Here is a 17,387-nt window from a genome sequence, read left to right as displayed (position 1 = left end):
CGAAAGTTGTACAATATATTATGTGAAATATAATTGTAAGGAGAATGTTTTTTAATAAAATTGAGCAAAATACCTCATTAAAAACCAATTGTTTGTATAATAAAAAACTTTTTGCAGGAAGTTACAGTTTAAATCTGTAAATGAGGGGAAAAGGAAAGGAGATGAACGTATGTATAAGTACACAATTTGTTTCATTAAAAAGGGAAAGAAAATACTCTTATTGAATAGAAACAAAAAGCCGAATATGGGAATGTGGAATGGTGTTGGTGGAAAAATTGAAGACAATGAAACACCATATGAAGGAATAATTAGAGAAACGCTTGAGGAAACAGGCATAGATCTTCCAAGTGTAACGTATAAAGGGAATGTAGTTTTTAAAAGTAAGGACGAGCCTCAGGGGCGTGAAGGAATGTACGTATTCCTTGCTGACCTGCCAGCTGGAGTACATATGGACACACCAGTAAGTACGGCGGAAGGATTATTAGAATGGAAAGAAATTGATTGGATATTAAATAAGGATAATAGAGGTGTAGTTAGCAATTTACCAAAATATTTACCGATAGTATTAACAGAAGAAAATAAGTTAGAGCATATATTCACATATGATAACCGGAATATTATTAATTACACAACTTCATTTTTGCCAGAAGATGATGTAAACAAACGGTATATAAAAAAATCACTTTCATACTCTAATTGATAAAATATTTTAAAGAGCAATCAGTATTTTTATGCTGATTGCTTTCATTATATATGTGAGGTGATGATATGTTCCAGAAATACAATTCATTGGTCATAATCGTCATATGTACGATGTTCCTTTTTGTAGCCTGTTCTAAAAGTGATACAGAACTTAAAGACATTCAAAAAGTAGATTACCTCGTATCCTATTCAAATGCAATGAAAGCCGGTGGTTACATATATGCATATGATAAGAAAGGAAATGAGATTAGTAAAATAGAAGTGGATGGTCAAAGTATAATGAGTAATGCAAAAGATGGGGAGGGGTACTACTTCTCATCAAATAGAAATAACAATCATTATGTAATTAAGCTGATGTGATTGCAAGACGTGGACGTACTTAACAATCTAGAAACCACCACAAAATTTTTAAAAATAAACGGGAAAAAAGAGATGTAGACCCATCTCTCAGGTTGTAGACAACATTTTTGGAGAGTTTAGATGCTAAAAAATAGTTTGTCTTTTGCTTTATGGCGAATTTATCCAACAATATATATATGTAGTACGTTCTATGCTACAATTTACTATAAGGGAGGAAGGTGTCTTATGAAAATATCCGTTTATGTTGCAAGTGCATTTAGCAAGGATCATAAAGGTGGAAATAAAGCAGGAGTGGTATTTATGGAGAATATATTGACCACTACTCAAAAAATGGCAATAGCCAAACAACTGGGCTATGCGGAAACCGCATTTATATCAGAATCTGAAATTGCGGATTATAAAATTGAGTATTTTACACCAAAAGAGGAAGTTGATTTATGTGGGCATGCCACAATTGGCTCTTTCGCGATACTGATGCATGTAAATAAACTTTTTAAGAATCGCTATACGATTGAAACGAACAGCGGTGTTCTTACTATTACCATAAAAGATGACATCATATTCATGGAACAAAACGAACCGATATTCTATGATGTTATATCTCCAAACGAGTTCATTGACTGTTTTGATAGTAAAGCTATAGACAATACATACCCAATTCAAATTGTCTCCACGGGCTTAAAAGATATTTTAATTCCTATAAAAAGCGAAACACAATTACATACATTGCAACCTAATTTTGAAAAAATTAAAGAAATCAGCAAGTATTATAATGTTGTCGGGATGCACCTATATACTTTTAATGACAATCGAATAATATGCAGAAACTTTGCTCCACTATATGATATCAATGAAGAAGCAGCCACTGGAACTTCAAACGGTGCATTAGCTTGCTACCTTTATGAACAGCAATACTTACAAAAAGAAGTCTATGTATTTGAACAAGGTTATTCTCTACACTCGCCTTCTGAAATATTAGTTAAATTAGCAACCGATAGCAAGAATAAAATAGAAAAGGTTTATGTTGGTGGCAAAGGCTATTACTGTGAAACGAAGTATTTAACTGTAGAAAATATTGAGTGAAAATAAAAAAGAGATGGTAGATCCATCTCTTTTTCATATGCTCCATGATTAACTGCGAATCGCCTTAATCAGAAAACGATGTTGCGTCACATCAAAATACCCTTTTTGTAAGATGACTTCATGTATACGATATAATTCCTCATAATACCTTTCGACAGTAAAATCAGGAATTTGCCACGGAATCGCTTTTAAATAATAGACAATAGCACCAACATCGTAAAAGCGTTGGAAAGGAAACTCTTCTTTTGCTTCTAAAATAGTAAATCCATTTTCCTTTAACTCACTACATGCTGTTTCAAGAGACCAACTTGCAAATTCGTTATTTAGCGGTGCGTTAAACTGCTCATTTAGTTCCGCACAATCGAGACCACCGACTTGTTGTGTAAGAAATGTTCCATTAGGAGAAAGTATTCTATTTACCTCAGAAGCAGAATAGGATTCATGTTGATTCATAATGAAATCAAACTGCCCATCTTGAAATGGTAATGCAGTATCATCAGTTACTTCTAAAACGGTAACCCCTAAAGGCTCTAATTTCTTTCGAGCAATTGGCACATTTGGAGCATAACCTTCAGTCGCATAAATAGTTGGCGGGAATGGTTGTAACATAGATAAAAACTCTCCGCCGCCAGTACCCATATCGAGCATTGATTTAGCACGTTGCATAAGCTGATAAGCAGTGCTACCATACGACCATGATAAAGGCTCGCTCTTCATTCGGCCCGTTTCTGAAATGAAAGAAAATCCCAGCTGCTAAAGTTTGTATTTGCACTTTCTAATAAAGTTAATAATAATGGATCACGTTTCATAAATTTGTCCTCCTATTTCATAAATGAATGATATGATGAGAAAGGAAAAAGGGAGGACCTCTTATGAAAGAGAAGCGGTTTTACGTTTCATGTTCGAATAGATTCATATACATTCGCTCCTTTTGAGAATGGTTATTTATATATTCGGCATTATAGAGTGAAAATCCTTTGAACTTACATGGGAAGGTGTTGTTTAATGAAGAACTGGATGGAGTTTACAGACAAAGAGGATGATCGAATTTGGAACAAGTTATATAGTGAACTTGAGTTTTCGCCAAGTGTTTCTACATTTCCATCATTTAAGGTGCCAAGTCCTTTTATTACATATAATATTTCTCATTACTTTGGAGAATCGGTAGATTTAGATGTGTATGACGATTTGGAAGATAAAGCGTTACAAGTGTTTAAGGAAAATACAGCATCGAATGAATATATAATGGCACTAGATTGGCAACATGAGTGTTATTGGGTGAATCCTCACTTAGAGTTTGAAAGAAATGAATTTGATGAGTGGATTATACCAATATTTCCGAATGGAGATTACTACTTTTTTATTCAGAAGGACTTTAAGTGGGGTTATTTAGGTCATCCTTGGGAGAAGAGTATAACGATATTTGGAAAAGGAGTAATAGAAAGTTTTGAACGAAATAGGCCGGAAATGTTTCAAAATATTTTAAGGAAAGGATAATGTTTGGGAGAGAAAAAGTCCTTATACTTCATTTTTGAAGTATAAGGACTTTTTGTTTAAAATACTCAAAAACAAAAATCCTTTGGTAAAGTATCATTTTTTATTACCGTTCTCAACTCGTTTTTTTACCCCGGCGGTCAAATAAAAACAATCTTTATTTTTTAATCGACAACCCATAAACTAAAGTCTCACTCGGAGTCGTAATACTAAAACCTGTCGTTTTATAATCAAGCTTCACCGTATCACCAGTGTAGTCTTTCGTAAATGAATCCATTTGTACGATAAGGTCTGCATCTTCATATACAACATCATCTGCAACATATGTATCCCAAATTAAATCGACATCAACGAATATACTACAAGAGTTTGTCATTGTCCCTCTAATGCGAATGATCTTTTTGTCTTCACGTTCTAATCTATGTATAGCTGCTTTTGCTTCATCAGTAATGCGAATGTTCATGGTATCCCAACCTTTATTTATATTTTCTTTATTATTGCAAAAACAGGGGCAATAGGGAAGCAAAGAGGTTTGCAATAAAAAACGAGCAAACAAATATGTTTGCTCGTCTCCCTTTATTTCAGTTCACATTTATCAAGTGGAATCACTTTTGTTTTTTTCGTAAATTTATATCCTAACCATAGTACTAAGAAGAGTGGTAAACCGATGTAAGAAACGAGTACGCCGTTCCAGTCGATTGACTCACCCATAAATGCCCCGTAGTTTTGTCCTAAAATTACGATGATACAAAGTGTAAATGCGAAAATTGGTCCGAACGGGAACCATTTTGCTCTATAAGGTAAGTCATTTAAATCTTTTCCTTGTGCAATATATGCTTTACGGAAACGGTAATGACTAATTGCGATTCCAACCCAAGCGATAAAGCCAGACATTCCTGATGCATTTAATAACCAAATGTATACAACGCCGTCACCGAATAGAGAAGCAATGAAAGCGATACTACCGACAATCGATGTTACGATTAATGCGTTAACAGGTACACCGCGGCTATCTAATTTACCAAGAAACTTTGGTGCTTTTCCTTGGCGAGCTAAATCCCAAAGCATACGAGTTGAAGCATACATACCAGAGTTACCAGCAGACAGTACTGCCGTTAAAATAACAGCGTTCATAACAGAAGCAGCGAAGGCAACGCCCGCTTTTTCAAAAATAAGTGTAAATGGACTTACTGTTACATCACTTGCTGCAAGGCTTTCAGTTGTATAAGGAATTAATAAACCGATAACGAGAATGGCAAGGATATAGAATAAAAGAATACGCCAGAAAATTGAACGAATTGCTTTCGGAATATTACGCTCTGGATCAGAAGTTTCACCAGCAGCTACCCCAAGTAATTCAGTTCCTTGGAAGGAGAAACCAGCTGCCATAAATACGCCAATAATTGCCATAATACCACCGTTAAATGGTGCATCTGCAACAGTGAAGTTTTTGAAGCCAACAGTTTCGCCGCCCATAATTCCGAAAATCATCATGAAACCGACAATTAAAAAGATAATAATAGTAACTACTTTAATAAGTGCGAACCAATATTCAGATTCACCAAACCCTTTAACAGATAAGTAGTTTAAAAGGAAAATAATAGCTAAACATAATCCGCTCCAAATAAGAGAAGGGGTATCAGGGAACCAAAATTTCATAATTAATGTTACCGCCGCTAGTTCAGCAGCGATAGTAATTGCCCAGTTATACCAATAGTTCCATCCGAGTGCAAAGCCAAGTGATGGATCAACAAATTTTGTTGCGTACGTGCTAAAAGATCCAGTAACAGGCATGTAAGCTGCGAGTTCAGCTAGGCTTGTCATTAAAAAGTAAACCATAATTCCAATTGCGGCGTATGCAATTAATGCGCCACCAGGTCCAGCTGAATGGATGACACCACCGCTGGCAAGAAATAGTCCGGTACCAATTGTACCGCCGAGAGAAATCATCGTAAGGTGCCTTGATTTTAGACCGCGTCTTAATTCACCTTTTCCTTTTGTAGTTTCTGTTTTAGAGGTAGCTTGATTCGTTGCGCTATTCATGTTCAACACTCCTTTTCTTGTAAGATAGGAAGGAGCGGGGGAGAAAAATACAAAAAACCGCCAAAGGAATTTGGCGGAACGTTTCACAAATAACCACCCCATCATACCCTTCCGTTAAGATAGCACCCCACGTTTACACGGTAATTTTGTAAACGTGACAGTTCTGTTCCTTTCGGAGACAGCCCCAGCTCATATTTCCAGAGAAGAAATATAAACTTCGGCAACTTTTCCTTTCAAACGGAGTCTAAGACATTCTCTGTGTCTCGTCCGTTTTACTATTAAAAGTCGCAACCTCTACCTCATCGGATTGATGAGGATTTATATATTGCTAAGATTTTTAATATATGGCAATTGTAATGACTTTCTGAATATATTGCAAGATATTTTGTAGGAAAAAATCAAAAAATATCGGTTATTGTATAGGAAACGCTTGCAAAACTCCACCCGAACCTACTATTATGTAACAATAAGCAAAGAAAAAATTGTTATACAAATGTTTCGCAAAAAATATTGAAAAACCCTTCAAAATTAAAAGAAAATTCAGAAAATATAATTCGACATTCATAATAAAGTCATATTTTTTGTTATAATTAGAGTAACGTTTAAGTAAAAAGGGGAAATCAAAATGAAATTAGAGACAGAAAGGCTTTATATAGTGCCTTGTACAGAAGAGAGTATACACGTTGCTAACGAGCAAGGATATAATAGTGGTCCGCATATTGTAGGGCATGTAGAAAATGTAAAACAGGATAAGGATTTATTACCTTGGGGCGCCTGGTATGTCATTCGAAAAGAAGATGACATCGTTCTAGGCGATATAGGGTTTAAAGGGAAACCAAATGAGGAACATACAGTAGAAGTTGGTTACGGTTTTATTGAGAAATATTGGAATAAAGGGTATGCGACAGAAGCTGTAAGCGAACTAATAAATTGGGCTTTTCAAACTGGAGAGGTAGAAATGATTATTGCGGAGACACTTCTTGAAAATGAAAGCTCCATTCGGGTATTAGAGAAATTACATATGAAGAGAATGGGTACTACAGAAACGATGATTAATTGGAAATTAGAAAAATAAAAAATACCGCTCGAAGTATATCGGGCGGTATTTTTATTGTTATGGAAGCATTTGTTTTTGATCATTCGGATATCCAGTTGTCGGTGTGTTAGAACGATTGGAATGATTGCGAACAGCAATGAAAATAGAAATAATAACGACAAGACCAATTGCCACGTAAGAAAGTGAAATAATAGTTGGATCCACTTTAAATGTAGTAAGTAGTGTACGAATGTTTGTAAAGATAATAAGGCCACCAACTAATACGCCAAGTAAATGAGAAGGAACGATGCGCACTAACCATGCAGCGATTGGAGCTGCGACAATACCGCCAAGCATTAACGAAAATACCCAAACCCAACTTACTTGTTCCCAGCCGAGTGAGATGAAGAAACCAATTGTTGCAGCGAGTGAGACAGGAAACTCACTCGTATCTACAGATCCGATAACTTTTCTAGCTTCATTTCCTCTTGCTAAAAGTACAGGTGTCGTAATCGGACCCCAGCCACCACCACCAGTTGAATCAACGAATCCAGCAAATAAGCCAAGTGGAACAAGTTGTTTAGCCGACATACGTTTATTTGAAGTAATAACTTGTTTTTGAATAATGAATCGTAATAAAATATAAACCCCTAAAGTAAATAAAAATACAGAAATGTACGGTTTAATGACATCCCCAGGTAAATTGCTTAAAAAACATGCCCCCACAAATGCGCCAATTGCTCCTGGTAATGTAAGCCTGGAAACGGTATATTTATCAACATTTCCAAATTTGATGTGAGATGCACCAGATGCTGCGGTTGTAACGACTTCAGCTAAATGAACAGAAGCGGAAGCGACAGCTGGTGCGATACCAAACATTAGTAATAGTGAGGTAGATGTTACACCGTACGCCATTCCAAGTGCTCCATCGATCAATTGAGCGAAAAATCCAATAATAGCAAATACAATTAATTTCTGCATAAATAATCCCCCTGTAATAGTAAATGAAAAAGGCACTTTTCCCGTATGAGAAAAGTGCCTTTGGTTTTTCCAATCAGCAATAATTAAATTTGTTTCATTATAATACATATTAATCGTATAAATCAACTGGGCTTTAAAGTTTTTTAAATTGAATGAAATAAAAATAAAATATACAATAAAAGGATGGAGAGAAAGGGGAGAAAGACATGTTACGATTTGATCATCTCGTTCACGCAGTACATTGTACACCGGAGGAAGCAGCAAAACAAATGCAGGAGCGTGGATTTCATACTGTACTAGGCGGAGAGCATACAAATTGGGGTACTTGGAATAGTTTATGTTATTTTGATTTATCATATATAGAATTTTTGGCAGTTCAGCATGAAGAAAAAGCGAAGAAAGCAGACAATCCATTAGTACAAGAAACGGTAGTGAAATTACAAGATGGAGAAGGAATGTTACAAATCGCAATTCGAACAGATGCAATTGAAGAACTAGCAGTTAAGTTTAATAAACATGGATTACATACGATAGGACCATTTGAAGGGAAACGAATGAGAAAAGATGGTCGCCTTTTAGAGTGGAAAATGTTATTTGTAAAGCAAGAAGAGAACGGGCCGAAATTACCTTTCTTTATACAGTGGAATGAAACGGATGAAGAAAGAAGAAACGATTTACGTAACATAGGAACGATCACTGTGCATAAAAACAAAGTACAACAAATTGATACAGTTCATTACGCAGTGAAAAATGTTCGAGAAACAGTGCGGAAATGGGAAGAAGTAATGGGACTAACTGCAAGCCAGATCGTTAAAAATGAAGAATGGAATGCGGAATGTCAAAGTGTATCGTTTGGCGACATTCAAGTGCAGTTTTGTGAACCAATTGGAGAAGGGCTAGTGCTAGAACGATTGAATCATCATGGCGAAAATCCATTTGCAGTGGAGTTTAAAGGTGAAAGTAAACGAGAGCATGAAGTACTAGGTAGTTTGTACATATATTGATAGAGGTGAACGTTGTGGAAGAAATGCTTAGAGAGATAGAGAGAAAACTAGAATGGCCTCGTATTGTAAAGTGTACAGCTATTTCAAAAGGTTTTTCACATGAAGAGAAATATAAAATAAAATTAGAAAACAGAGTAACATATTTTGTGAAAGTATGTGATGCTGTAAACTTTGAACGTAAACAAGAAGAATATACATATATGAAACAATTAGAGTCATTACATATTCCAACGCCTAAGTTAATTTACTTCATAAAACTTGAGGAATTAAATAAATGTGTTCAAGTATTTGAATGGGCCCAAGGTGTAAATGGTGAAGAGGGCTTAAGTAAGTTATCGGCGGAAGAACAGTATCATGCAGGAAGAAAAGCTGGAGAAGTATTAAAGCGAATTCACTCAATTGAAAGAGAAAGTGCAAGTGATAAATGGGAAACGGTTCGATGGAATAAATACGAAAGATACGTAGAAGCGTTAGCAAACTATGAAATAGATTTCCTTGATTTGAAGCCAGTATTAAGATTTGTAGCGGAGCATAAACAATTATTGGGAAATCGTCCAATCACATTTTTACACGATGACTTCCATCCAGCAAATAGTATGATTCATAATAAGGAATTTATCGTTATTGATTTTGGTGGATATGATTTTGGAGATCCGATACACGATTTTTATAACGTAGCGATTTTTACTACAAGAATAAGCAAACCATTTGCGGTTGGACAAGTTCACGGTTATTGCGGAGGTGAACCGTCGCTTCATTTTTGGAAACTGTACTCATTATATGCAGCAATGACATTCCCAGCGGATATCGTTTGGACAAACCGAAGCACGCCGCATTTAGTAGATGATATGAAGGAAAGATTAAACGGAATTTTAGATGATCATAATCATTTTTCATCCTATATTCCAAAATGGTATCAATCAAGTGAATGTAATAAATAAAGGAGGAATACATATGGAAAAAATTGCGGTAATTTCAGATATACATGGTAATATTCCAGCTTTAGAATCGGTACTGCAAGATATTAAATTGAGGGGAATCGAACGAATAATTTGTCTTGGAGATTTAGTCGGAAAAGGCCCTCATTCTAGCGAAGTAATTGAAATCATTCGTAAAGAATGTGAAGTAGTTGTAATGGGAAACTGGGATGATTTTATTACAAAACCGACTGAATTTGAGGCATTAAAATGGCATCAAAAGCAACTATCGGAAGAACAAAATGACTATTTAAGAAGCTTACCATTTTCAATCGAGTTTTATATGAGTGGAAAACTCATTCGAATGTTTCACGCTTCACCGAGAAGTTTATATGAAAGAATTCAACCACACGCTTCAAGAGAAGAGCGAATTAGTATGTTCGAAAACAGTGAGCTCACGGAGAATATAGAAGGAGGAAGAAAACCAGATGTCGTTTGCTACGGTGACATTCATCAAGCATTCGTTCAAAATTTCAGAGGGAAAACGTTATGTAATGCTGGTAGTGTAGGAAATCCGCTTGAAATTACACAAGCTTCTTATTTAATATTCGAAGGGCTATACAATGAAAAAGAAGCAGCGAGCTTTTCCATACAACTCGTACGTGTACCGTATGATATTGAATTGGCAATTCGATTAGCAGAAGAAATTGATATGCCAGAGATTGCAGAATACAAACAAGAGTTACGAACTGCATTGTATCGAGGATTTAAGGGGAAGTAAACCAATCCATAATATATCTATCGTAACTTAAAATATATCAACGATTTTTTTGATATATCGACGATTCGACAAAGGATATCGACTTACCGACAAATAGTGACATAAAAGTTAATTATAATTTTGTTATGTAAACTAAATGAAGGGGGAAATATCATGAACCGAAAACAACAAATTAAAGAAATTGTAGATCATATTTTAAAATTAAACTTAACTCATCCAACAAGAGTTGGAATAAGCGGTATTACAGCTTCAGGAAAAACAACATTTGCAAACGAATTAGCAGAAGAAATAAAAAAACGAGGGTTACCAGTAACACGCGCTAGCATTGATGATTTTCATAACCCAAAAGTGATTCGTTATGCCCAAGGTAAAGAATCTGCAAAAGGGTATTATGAAGATGCACACGATTATACAGCTTTCAAAGAAAGATTATTAAAGCCTTTAGGACTTAACGGGAATTTACAGTATGAAACGATTTCTCATAACTTAATAAAGGATATTCCTGTATATAATACGCCTATATTCGCTCAACCCAATATGGTACTCATAGTAGATGGAACGTTTCTATTAAAAAAAGACGTTGCGCATTTATTTGATTACAAAATTTTTGTAGATACAGATTTTGAGATTGCGAGAAAACGTGGTGCGAAGCGGGAGACAGAAGCTTTTGGAAGTTATGAAGAAGCTGAAAAAATGTTTTTAAACAGGTATCATGCGGCTTGTAAGATGTATATAGATGAGCATAATCCGAAAGATTGTGTAGATGTTGTATTTCGGAATAGTGATTTAGCAAATCCAGAAGTTATATTTCAAGAGCGAATGTAATACACAATCAAAAGTATATGTATAGCCTTTTATTAATAGTTATAATTCTCGTATAATTATATTAGCTTTAGAAAGTGAAAAACGGGGGATAAGGCAATAAGAAACGCAAAAAGGGGAGAAAAAATATAATGAATGAAGTATTAGAATTAAAAGAAGAACTACTACAAATTAAAAATAATAATTATGCTGTACCAGAAGATGTAGATGCATATCCATATGCGCAGTGGATGTTAGATTATATCGGATCACCTGATGCTGAATTACGCGATGATTTAATTTATAGTACGCTTCACACATGGATTACAAATGATGTATTTAGACAAAAAGAATTACGAGGGTTAATGTTACAAGCAATTAGTCCTGATTATTTATTTTATAAAATTGGTGAAAAGGGAACAGATTCTGTTTTTAAACGTGCGTTCTCTGTATTAATTCCGCCACTTATTTTATCTGTTCATGAAAGAGAGTCGTTGTTATCAGAAGAACAACTGTACAGCGTAGCAGAACAAGTGCTGGAATATGTATATTTAGAAGAAGATGTAAGAGGTTATGTAGAAGGAAAAGGGTGGGCACACTCTACTGCGCATGCAGCGGATGCGCTTGATGCGTTAGCACGTACAATACAAAATCGTGAGTTTTCATATGCGATTCTTGCAACTGTTCGTCAGAAAGTTCGCCTAAATGACTATGTTTACATACACTTTGAGGATGAGAGATTAGTAACGCCAATTATGTCATTACGTAACCAAAGCCTTCTAACTGAAGAAGAGTGGAGTAACTGGCTACATAGTATAGCAACTGTTGAAGATATCCGACATCCGCAGCATGCTATTTTAGTACAAAATATTAGAACTTTCTTAAGAAGTTTTTATTTCAGAGTTTTAGAGACAGAGGGTAGTACAGCCTTTACGGATGATATATTGGAGACTTTGAAGGATTTGCGTAGGTATTAAAAATGCTCCAGCCTTAGAAACCAAGAATAAATATTAATTTTGAAAAATTTATTAGAAATTTATTTTTACATTGTACCCTTTTAGTATAGGCTGAAAGGGGTGTCAAATGAAAAAAATATTGAGGTTAGTGAAAATAATTTTTTTAATGTGTATTAGTATTATTTTCTTTGGTACAGGTGCTGTATTTATATATCATAACTGTCAATTAAAAATGGAATCGAAATTAATGAACAATAAAGGTGAACTTGTTAATTTCGATAATAAAAAAGTGAATGTTTATAATGAGGGGAGCGGGGAAGATACGTTTGTATTTATGGCCGGATCTGGAATTGCCGCTCCTGTTTATGAGTTGAAAGGCTTATACAGTAAATTTTCGAAAGAAAACAAGATTTCTGTAATTGAGAGAGCTGGTTATGGATACAGTGATGTTTTTCAAGATGATAGAGATATTGATACGATACTAGAACAAACAAGAGAAGCGCTTATTCGAAGTGGGAATAAACCACCATACATCTTAGTACCACACTCTCTATCGGGTATTGAGGCCATTTATTGGGCACAAAAATATCCAAGTGAAGTAAAAGGGATTATTGCGTTAGATATTGGTTTACCTAAACAGTACGTGACTAATAAAATAGGTATGGTTGATTCATTAAAAATAAAAGGGATGAATATTTTAACGAAAATTGGTTTTCAGAGATTAGCTCCCTCTATTACTTATAATCCCGAAGTCATTCGTCAATCCTTTTTAAACGAACAGGAAAAAGATGTTTATAAAGCGCTTACGTATAAGCGGGCTTTTAATGATGATATGAAGCAAGAACTTTTACAAAGCTACAATAACGGTAAAAAATCAAATTCTTTATCGATCCCAAAAGAAACACCTATGTTATTTATAGATGCGATTGCTAGGCAATATAAAGATTCGAAGTATACAAAGCAAAAAAACAAAGATTATAAGGAGTTTGCTAGCAAGTTATTAATAGCTGATGTGAAAATAATTGAAGGTACACATAGTATTTATTTATATGCTCCTGATGAAATATACAAAATTGCTATGGATTTTATTAAGAATAAAGTAGTGAAGAACTAAGCAATTGTTATTTTAGTGATGAAAGGTCTACATAATGAAAGTATATAACATATTAATTGTTGAAGACGATTTAATTATAGGAGATTTATTACAAAAAATTTTACAGCGTGAGAAGTATAATGTGTATTGGGAGAAAGAGGGAAAGAAAGTTCTTGATATAATTCATGAAATAGATTTAGTCGTAATGGATGTTATGTTACCAGGCGAAGATGGTTATCAAATTACAAAGAAAATAAAAAATCTAGGATTAAATATTCCAATTATATTTCTATCAGCAAGGAATGATATGGATAGTAAACTAAAAGGTTTAACTATTGGAGAAGAATACATGATAAAACCTTTTGACCCTAGAGAGTTGTTGTTAAGGATTCAGAAAATGTTAGGTAATCAATATGGTATGTTCACGCAAATTAACCATGTATTTATAGATGCAGAATATAAAAGAGTTTTTATTAATGATTTGCGTAATGAAGTTGCTTTTACAGCAATTGAACGTAAAATATTCTTCTATTTATATGAAAATAGAGATAGAATTTTATCGAAAGAACACTTTTATGATTACCTATGGCAACTCGAAGATAGAAATCAAAATATCATGAACGTACATATAAAGAAAATCAGAACCAAAATTGATGATAAAACAGGTGATATTATTCAGAACATATATGGAGAAGGGTATAGATTAAATACCTATATGAAGAAATGAACTTAAAGAAAAAATATCAGTTACTATTATTCTCCGCTATTATTAGCGTACCACTGTTATTGTTGTTGATTAGTATCTTTGTATCAGTTATTTATAATGCTGTCTTTAAAACTAAAAATAAGAACATCCCTTTTCATGAATCCTATGCATATCCTACTATGTTAATCATATTTTTGTTATCACTATTAGTATTAGCTTTTGTATTTTCAAGGTCGATTAACACCGTATTAAATAAAATTAATATATTAAATCAAACAATTCGAGATTTAGCGAGTGATAAAAAAATCCCTAATATAATAGATGTTAAAAGCGATGATGAAATGGGAGAACTGATTAAATCAGTAAACTTGCTTATAGAAAGAACAACTTATCGAGAATTGGAACTACAACAACAGGAACAAATAAAAAAGGAACTATTAAATAAATTACGGCATGATATTAATACACCCTTAACAGCGGTCAGATTACAATTATATTATTTAGAAGGTGAGTACAAGGAACAAGCACCAGTACTTGAATCACTGTATGAGCAGATACAATATATAAGTGATTTAACTAACGAATTTAATATGCAATCTACCGAAACCTTAGAGAATACTTATATTGTGCATGATGAAGTGAATATACATAATTTAATAGAAAATATGATTAAAAAATGGAGCTATTTGTATAGCATTCATAAAATTGAATTAGTATATAATCCACAAGATAAAGAGTTGATATGGAATAGTAATGAGTTATGGATTCAAAGGCTATTTGATAATATTTTTCAAAATGTCCTTAAACATTCAAAAGCTAAAAAACTTAAAATCATTATAGATGAAGATATTGTTTATTTTAGAGATAATGGGATTGGGTTCGATATAAATAGTAAAGGAACAGGACTTGGTTTGAAAAATATTGAAGATATATCAAAGATGTTTGATATAAAATACACTTTACAATCAAATAGTGAGGGGACAATGTTTTCATTTGAAAATACTAAAGTTTAGAGAAAATTACATAAAACCAATACCTCCCAACCATACTAATAAAATGTTTTGGAGGTGAGTTTAATGGACAAAAAAGATTTTGAAAAAGTGTATAATGATTATTTACATCAAGGAGAAGAGCAAGCTCAATTTGAAGTAGACCATGAAGTCAATTCAGAAGCAGAACAAATTGTTGCCGTTCGTAAAAATGATGATGGGGATTTAATAGCGTTTAAAACAAGTAGCGGGAGAGAGTTAGATTATATGACTGCTCTTGAAGAAGCAAAATCAGGGAAGTTAGCTCATGTGGATGTATTTCATAAGTATGGCAGAGATATTATACGTAGTGAACCTGATGGAATAAAAGAAAATAACCTAGATAATTTACCTTCATTTTAAACGGGTAAGCCTTAAGAAGAGAATGTTCATTTGGATATTCTCTTCTTTTCTTTCTCTACAAATAGACGGTTTTCTACAGTGCGATCATACTTTTAAAGAGCGCTCTAAAGTTCTCTTTATCTTCTGCTGTAAATGGTTTCGGTCCTTTTGTACGCTTACCGCTTTTTCGAACCATTGCACTTAAATAACGTGTTTGTAATAGTTGGTCAATGTTTTCATTCGTATACTTGTACCCTTTATGATGAAGAACGATACAGCCTTTTGCTAAAGCAAGCGAAGCAAGACCGTAATCTTGTGTTACGATTAAATCTTCTTTTTGGGCTAACTGCATAATTCGGTAATCCGCAGCATCTGCTCCAGAATCAACATAAATTGTTTCCACGCCTTTTGGCTGCTCTGCATTAGAATAATGAGAAAAGCTTGTAACGAGGGTAACAGGAATTTCTGCCTTCGTAGCTTCAAAAATAATCACATCTTTTACAGGGCAAGCATCTGCATCAACATAGATTTTCATTGGTATCACTCCTATAACTAGGTTCGTGTTGATGATAATGGTAGATTTAGTTTTTGTCAAACGAGGGTTTTGTATCTAAAGTTACTTTTCACAAACCAAAATAGCCTCACGTAAACGAGAAACCCCTTCCTCAATTTGATCAATATCCACTTTTCCATAAGATAAACGTATATAACCATCTTTCGCGCCGAAAATACTCCCCGGCATAAAGGCTATTTCTTGTTTTAAGCTTTGCATAATGAGTTGTTTTTCGTTTATCGGTTCTTTTAATTTCCCCCATATGTATATACCACCGGTCGGATTTGAAAAAGAGATTTTATCGTGAAGTTGCTCGTTTAGAGCGCGGACGATAACGTCTCTTTTTTCTGCTAGTTGTTTTCGTAACGGTACGATATGAGACTGAAATGGTACAGTTTCAAAAAATTGTTGCATAAGCCACTGCGGGAAAATGCTCATACCTAATTCCATTTGATGTCGTGCGTCAGATAACCTTTCTACTACCGATTGTGGGGCGACAAGCCAACCGACTCGTAATCCCGGTGCAATCATTTTTGATAAAGAATGGACATAGATGACTGTTCCATTTTCATCTATTGATTTTAAAGTAGGGCAAGGTTGTTTCTTTTCTAACGTAAGTAAACTAGACGGATCATCTTCAACAATCGCAATTCGTAAGTCTGCACAAAGTGATAATAGTTTTTTTCTACGGCTTGGATGCAGCATTGTGCCCGTAGGATTTTGGAAGTTTGGATTTAAAAAGATCATTTTAATACGATGCTTCCGATATAGCTCTTGCACATCATCCGGATTAATACCGTGTTCATCAACAGGTAACGGGAAAATACGAATACCTGCTGATTGGAATAACGGTAAGGAATAACAGTGTGAAGGACTTTCAAAAGCAACAGCATCACCTGGATTTAATAAACATTGCACGATAAGGTGAAGTGCTTGCTGTGCGCCAGAAGTAATCATAATCGATTGTTCAGTCGCTTCAACTTTTAAATATTCCTTCATATATTTTACGACCGCTTGTCTTAATGGGAGATAACCTTGCGGGTGATCATAGCTTAATGAATGCGTTAACGGTTGTTCTCGTAAAATCATTTGTAGTTGATCGTGAGGATAGAGGTTACAACCGAGCTCTCCGTTTGCAAAATCTATAATATTTTCATTTTGTTGTATTTCTGCCCGAATATGGCGAAGTAACGGTAAGTTTGGTAAAAATGTACCACCTTCTACGAAATTTCTCCAGTTCGGCGTTAATGTTGGAGAAACGCCCCACATATGTGTACTTACACGTGTACCTTTACCAGTCGTACTTTCTACAATTCCCATAGCACGAAGTTCATTATAAGCAGTCGTTACTGTACTACGGTTTACATTTAACTGTGTAGCTAATTTCCGTTCGGAAGGGAGGAAGCTACCTGGAGGAAGTTCTCCATATGTAATACGTTTTTCAATAAAGTCAACAACTTGCTGATAAATGGGGATTTTACTGTCATTATCTAGTTTCCATTCCATA

General features: G+C 34.4%; 18 protein-coding genes, 2 pseudogenes and 1 riboswitch. Of the genes and pseudogenes, 14 read left to right on the top strand and 6 right to left on the bottom strand.

The annotated features are described in order from the left end of the window. The first annotated feature begins 169 nt into the window (after positions 1 to 169). The 3 genes and pseudogenes from MR079_RS00525 to MR079_RS00515 all read left to right on the top strand — a co-directional run bounded on the left by MR079_RS00525 (position 170) and on the right by MR079_RS00515 (position 2,145). On the top strand, positions 170 to 700 hold the full coding sequence (locus tag MR079_RS00525; RefSeq protein WP_139866003.1) for an NUDIX hydrolase: 531 nt from the start codon (positions 170 to 172) through the stop codon (positions 698 to 700). 68 nt (positions 701 to 768) lie between these two features. Further along, positions 769 to 1,050, top strand: a pseudogene (locus MR079_RS00520) (hypothetical protein); the annotation flags it as partial. A 237-nt stretch (positions 1,051 to 1,287) separates the two neighbouring features. Next, positions 1,288 to 2,145, top strand: a complete 858-nt coding sequence (locus MR079_RS00515; RefSeq protein ID WP_242293288.1) for a PhzF family phenazine biosynthesis protein — start codon at positions 1,288 to 1,290, stop codon at positions 2,143 to 2,145. Between the two features lie 48 nt (positions 2,146 to 2,193). Here MR079_RS00515 and MR079_RS00510 read toward each other — a convergent pair. Continuing rightward, positions 2,194 to 2,954: pseudogene (locus tag MR079_RS00510) on the bottom strand (class I SAM-dependent methyltransferase). Between the two features lie 196 nt (positions 2,955 to 3,150). Between MR079_RS00510 and MR079_RS00505 the strand changes: the two are divergent. Beyond that, the gene (locus MR079_RS00505; RefSeq protein ID WP_242293287.1) at positions 3,151 to 3,642 is read left to right on the top strand and encodes a DUF2716 domain-containing protein; all 492 of its coding nucleotides are present in this window, start codon (positions 3,151 to 3,153) and stop codon (positions 3,640 to 3,642) included. A 154-nt stretch (positions 3,643 to 3,796) separates the two neighbouring features. Here the strand turns inward: MR079_RS00505 and MR079_RS00500 are convergent, their stop codons facing one another. Then, positions 3,797 to 4,102 carry an iron-sulfur cluster biosynthesis family protein gene (locus MR079_RS00500; protein ID WP_001026181.1) on the bottom strand — a complete coding sequence of 102 codons (306 nt, stop codon included), beginning with the start codon at positions 4,100 to 4,102 and terminating at the stop codon, positions 3,797 to 3,799. Between the two features lie 113 nt (positions 4,103 to 4,215). Further along, on the bottom strand, positions 4,216 to 5,682 hold the full coding sequence (locus tag MR079_RS00495) for an amino acid permease (RefSeq protein WP_139865997.1): 1,467 nt from the start codon (positions 5,680 to 5,682) through the stop codon (positions 4,216 to 4,218). 112 nt (positions 5,683 to 5,794) lie between these two features. Next, a riboswitch (Lysine riboswitch) is annotated at positions 5,795 to 5,987 on the bottom strand. Between the two features lie 320 nt (positions 5,988 to 6,307). Between MR079_RS00495 and MR079_RS00490 the strand changes: the two genes are divergently transcribed. Continuing rightward, entirely contained in the window at positions 6,308 to 6,757 is a 450-nt protein-coding gene (locus tag MR079_RS00490; protein ID WP_242293286.1) for a GNAT family N-acetyltransferase, read from the top strand. A gap of 39 nt (positions 6,758 to 6,796) precedes the next feature. On the opposite strand, the gene MR079_RS00485 is transcribed toward MR079_RS00490, so the two are convergent. Beyond that, positions 6,797 to 7,807 carry a sulfite exporter TauE/SafE family protein gene (locus MR079_RS00485; RefSeq protein WP_029141140.1) on the bottom strand — a complete coding sequence of 337 codons (1,011 nt, stop codon included), beginning with the start codon at positions 7,805 to 7,807 and terminating at the stop codon, positions 6,797 to 6,799. Positions 7,808 to 7,905: 98 nt separating this feature from the next. On the opposite strand from MR079_RS00485, the gene MR079_RS00480 reads away from it, so the two are divergent. The 9 genes from MR079_RS00480 (at position 7,906) to MR079_RS00440 (ending at position 15,348) form a co-directional block, all read left to right on the top strand. Then, positions 7,906 to 8,703: a VOC family protein gene (locus tag MR079_RS00480; RefSeq protein ID WP_242293285.1), complete on the top strand. Its 798-nt coding sequence runs from the start codon at positions 7,906 to 7,908 to the stop codon at positions 8,701 to 8,703. Between the two features lie 14 nt (positions 8,704 to 8,717). Continuing rightward, on the top strand, positions 8,718 to 9,644 hold the full coding sequence (locus MR079_RS00475; protein ID WP_242293284.1) for an aminoglycoside phosphotransferase family protein: 927 nt from the start codon (positions 8,718 to 8,720) through the stop codon (positions 9,642 to 9,644). 13 nt (positions 9,645 to 9,657) lie between these two features. After that, positions 9,658 to 10,401, top strand: a complete 744-nt coding sequence (locus MR079_RS00470) for a metallophosphoesterase family protein (protein WP_242293283.1) — start codon at positions 9,658 to 9,660, stop codon at positions 10,399 to 10,401. A 153-nt stretch (positions 10,402 to 10,554) separates the two neighbouring features. Then, entirely contained in the window at positions 10,555 to 11,226 is a 672-nt protein-coding gene (locus tag MR079_RS00465) for a nucleoside/nucleotide kinase family protein (RefSeq protein ID WP_242293282.1), read from the top strand. A gap of 128 nt (positions 11,227 to 11,354) precedes the next feature. Beyond that, positions 11,355 to 12,179, top strand: a complete 825-nt coding sequence (locus tag MR079_RS00460; protein ID WP_242293281.1) for a DUF2785 domain-containing protein — start codon at positions 11,355 to 11,357, stop codon at positions 12,177 to 12,179. Between the two features lie 106 nt (positions 12,180 to 12,285). Further along, a complete protein-coding gene (locus tag MR079_RS00455; RefSeq protein ID WP_000722773.1) occupies positions 12,286 to 13,272 on the top strand; it encodes an alpha/beta fold hydrolase in 987 nt (328 codons plus the stop codon). A 34-nt stretch (positions 13,273 to 13,306) separates the two neighbouring features. Next, positions 13,307 to 13,978 (top strand): response regulator transcription factor, encoded by a 672-nt coding sequence (locus tag MR079_RS00450; RefSeq protein ID WP_134197792.1) that lies wholly within the window; start codon positions 13,307 to 13,309, stop codon positions 13,976 to 13,978. After that, positions 13,975 to 14,970, top strand: a complete 996-nt coding sequence (locus tag MR079_RS00445; protein WP_196470632.1) for a sensor histidine kinase — start codon at positions 13,975 to 13,977, stop codon at positions 14,968 to 14,970. Before MR079_RS00450 ends, MR079_RS00445 begins: the two co-directional genes overlap by 4 nt. 63 nt (positions 14,971 to 15,033) lie before the next feature. Continuing rightward, positions 15,034 to 15,348, top strand: coding sequence for a DUF3892 domain-containing protein (locus MR079_RS00440; protein ID WP_000358165.1), 315 nt, complete (start codon positions 15,034 to 15,036; stop codon positions 15,346 to 15,348). 73 nt (positions 15,349 to 15,421) lie between these two features. Here MR079_RS00440 and MR079_RS00435 read toward each other — a convergent pair whose 3' ends face one another. Continuing rightward, positions 15,422 to 15,862 (bottom strand): YaiI/YqxD family protein, encoded by a 441-nt coding sequence (locus MR079_RS00435; RefSeq protein ID WP_242293280.1) that lies wholly within the window; start codon positions 15,860 to 15,862, stop codon positions 15,422 to 15,424. 81 nt (positions 15,863 to 15,943) lie between these two features. After that, positions 15,944 to 17,386 (bottom strand): MocR-like pyridoxine biosynthesis transcription factor PdxR, encoded by a 1,443-nt coding sequence (gene pdxR / locus MR079_RS00430; protein ID WP_242293279.1) that lies wholly within the window; start codon positions 17,384 to 17,386, stop codon positions 15,944 to 15,946. Between the last annotated feature and the right edge of the window lies 1 nt (position 17,387).

The organism is Bacillus cereus group sp. BfR-BA-01381, from assembly GCF_022663555.1.
Classification (GTDB): domain Bacteria; phylum Bacillota; class Bacilli; order Bacillales; family Bacillaceae_G; genus Bacillus_A; species Bacillus_A pacificus.
The sequence above is the reverse complement of the archived record's forward strand: the minus strand, read 5'-3'. Positions and strand labels throughout refer to the sequence as shown.

What these genes read in the sequence shown, in the direction of transcription:
- MR079_RS00525 (WP_139866003.1), top strand. Translation starts at nt 170, where the DNA reads ATGTATAAGTACACAATTTGTTTCATTAAAAAGGGAAAGAAAATACTC.
- MR079_RS00515 (WP_242293288.1), top strand. Translation starts at nt 1,288, where the DNA reads ATGAAAATATCCGTTTATGTTGCAAGTGCATTTAGCAAGGATCATAAA.
- MR079_RS00505 (WP_242293287.1), top strand. Translation starts at nt 3,151, where the DNA reads ATGAAGAACTGGATGGAGTTTACAGACAAAGAGGATGATCGAATTTGG.
- MR079_RS00500 (WP_001026181.1), bottom strand. Translation starts at nt 4,102, where the DNA reads ATGAACATTCGCATTACTGATGAAGCAAAAGCAGCTATACATAGATTA.
- MR079_RS00495 (WP_139865997.1), bottom strand. Translation starts at nt 5,682, where the DNA reads ATGAATAGCGCAACGAATCAAGCTACCTCTAAAACAGAAACTACAAAA.
- MR079_RS00490 (WP_242293286.1), top strand. Translation starts at nt 6,308, where the DNA reads ATGAAATTAGAGACAGAAAGGCTTTATATAGTGCCTTGTACAGAAGAG.
- MR079_RS00485 (WP_029141140.1), bottom strand. Translation starts at nt 7,807, where the DNA reads ATGTATTATAATGAAACAAATTTAATTATTGCTGATTGGAAAAACCAA.
- MR079_RS00480 (WP_242293285.1), top strand. Translation starts at nt 7,906, where the DNA reads ATGTTACGATTTGATCATCTCGTTCACGCAGTACATTGTACACCGGAG.
- MR079_RS00470 (WP_242293283.1), top strand. Translation starts at nt 9,658, where the DNA reads ATGGAAAAAATTGCGGTAATTTCAGATATACATGGTAATATTCCAGCT.
- MR079_RS00465 (WP_242293282.1), top strand. Translation starts at nt 10,555, where the DNA reads ATGAACCGAAAACAACAAATTAAAGAAATTGTAGATCATATTTTAAAA.
- MR079_RS00460 (WP_242293281.1), top strand. Translation starts at nt 11,355, where the DNA reads ATGAATGAAGTATTAGAATTAAAAGAAGAACTACTACAAATTAAAAAT.
- MR079_RS00455 (WP_000722773.1), top strand. Translation starts at nt 12,286, where the DNA reads ATGAAAAAAATATTGAGGTTAGTGAAAATAATTTTTTTAATGTGTATT.
- MR079_RS00450 (WP_134197792.1), top strand. Translation starts at nt 13,307, where the DNA reads ATGAAAGTATATAACATATTAATTGTTGAAGACGATTTAATTATAGGA.
- MR079_RS00445 (WP_196470632.1), top strand. Translation starts at nt 13,975, where the DNA reads ATGAACTTAAAGAAAAAATATCAGTTACTATTATTCTCCGCTATTATT.
- MR079_RS00440 (WP_000358165.1), top strand. Translation starts at nt 15,034, where the DNA reads ATGGACAAAAAAGATTTTGAAAAAGTGTATAATGATTATTTACATCAA.
- MR079_RS00435 (WP_242293280.1), bottom strand. Translation starts at nt 15,862, where the DNA reads ATGAAAATCTATGTTGATGCAGATGCTTGCCCTGTAAAAGATGTGATT.
- pdxR (WP_242293279.1), bottom strand. Translation starts at nt 17,386, where the DNA reads ATGGAATGGAAACTAGATAATGACAGTAAAATCCCCATTTATCAGCAA.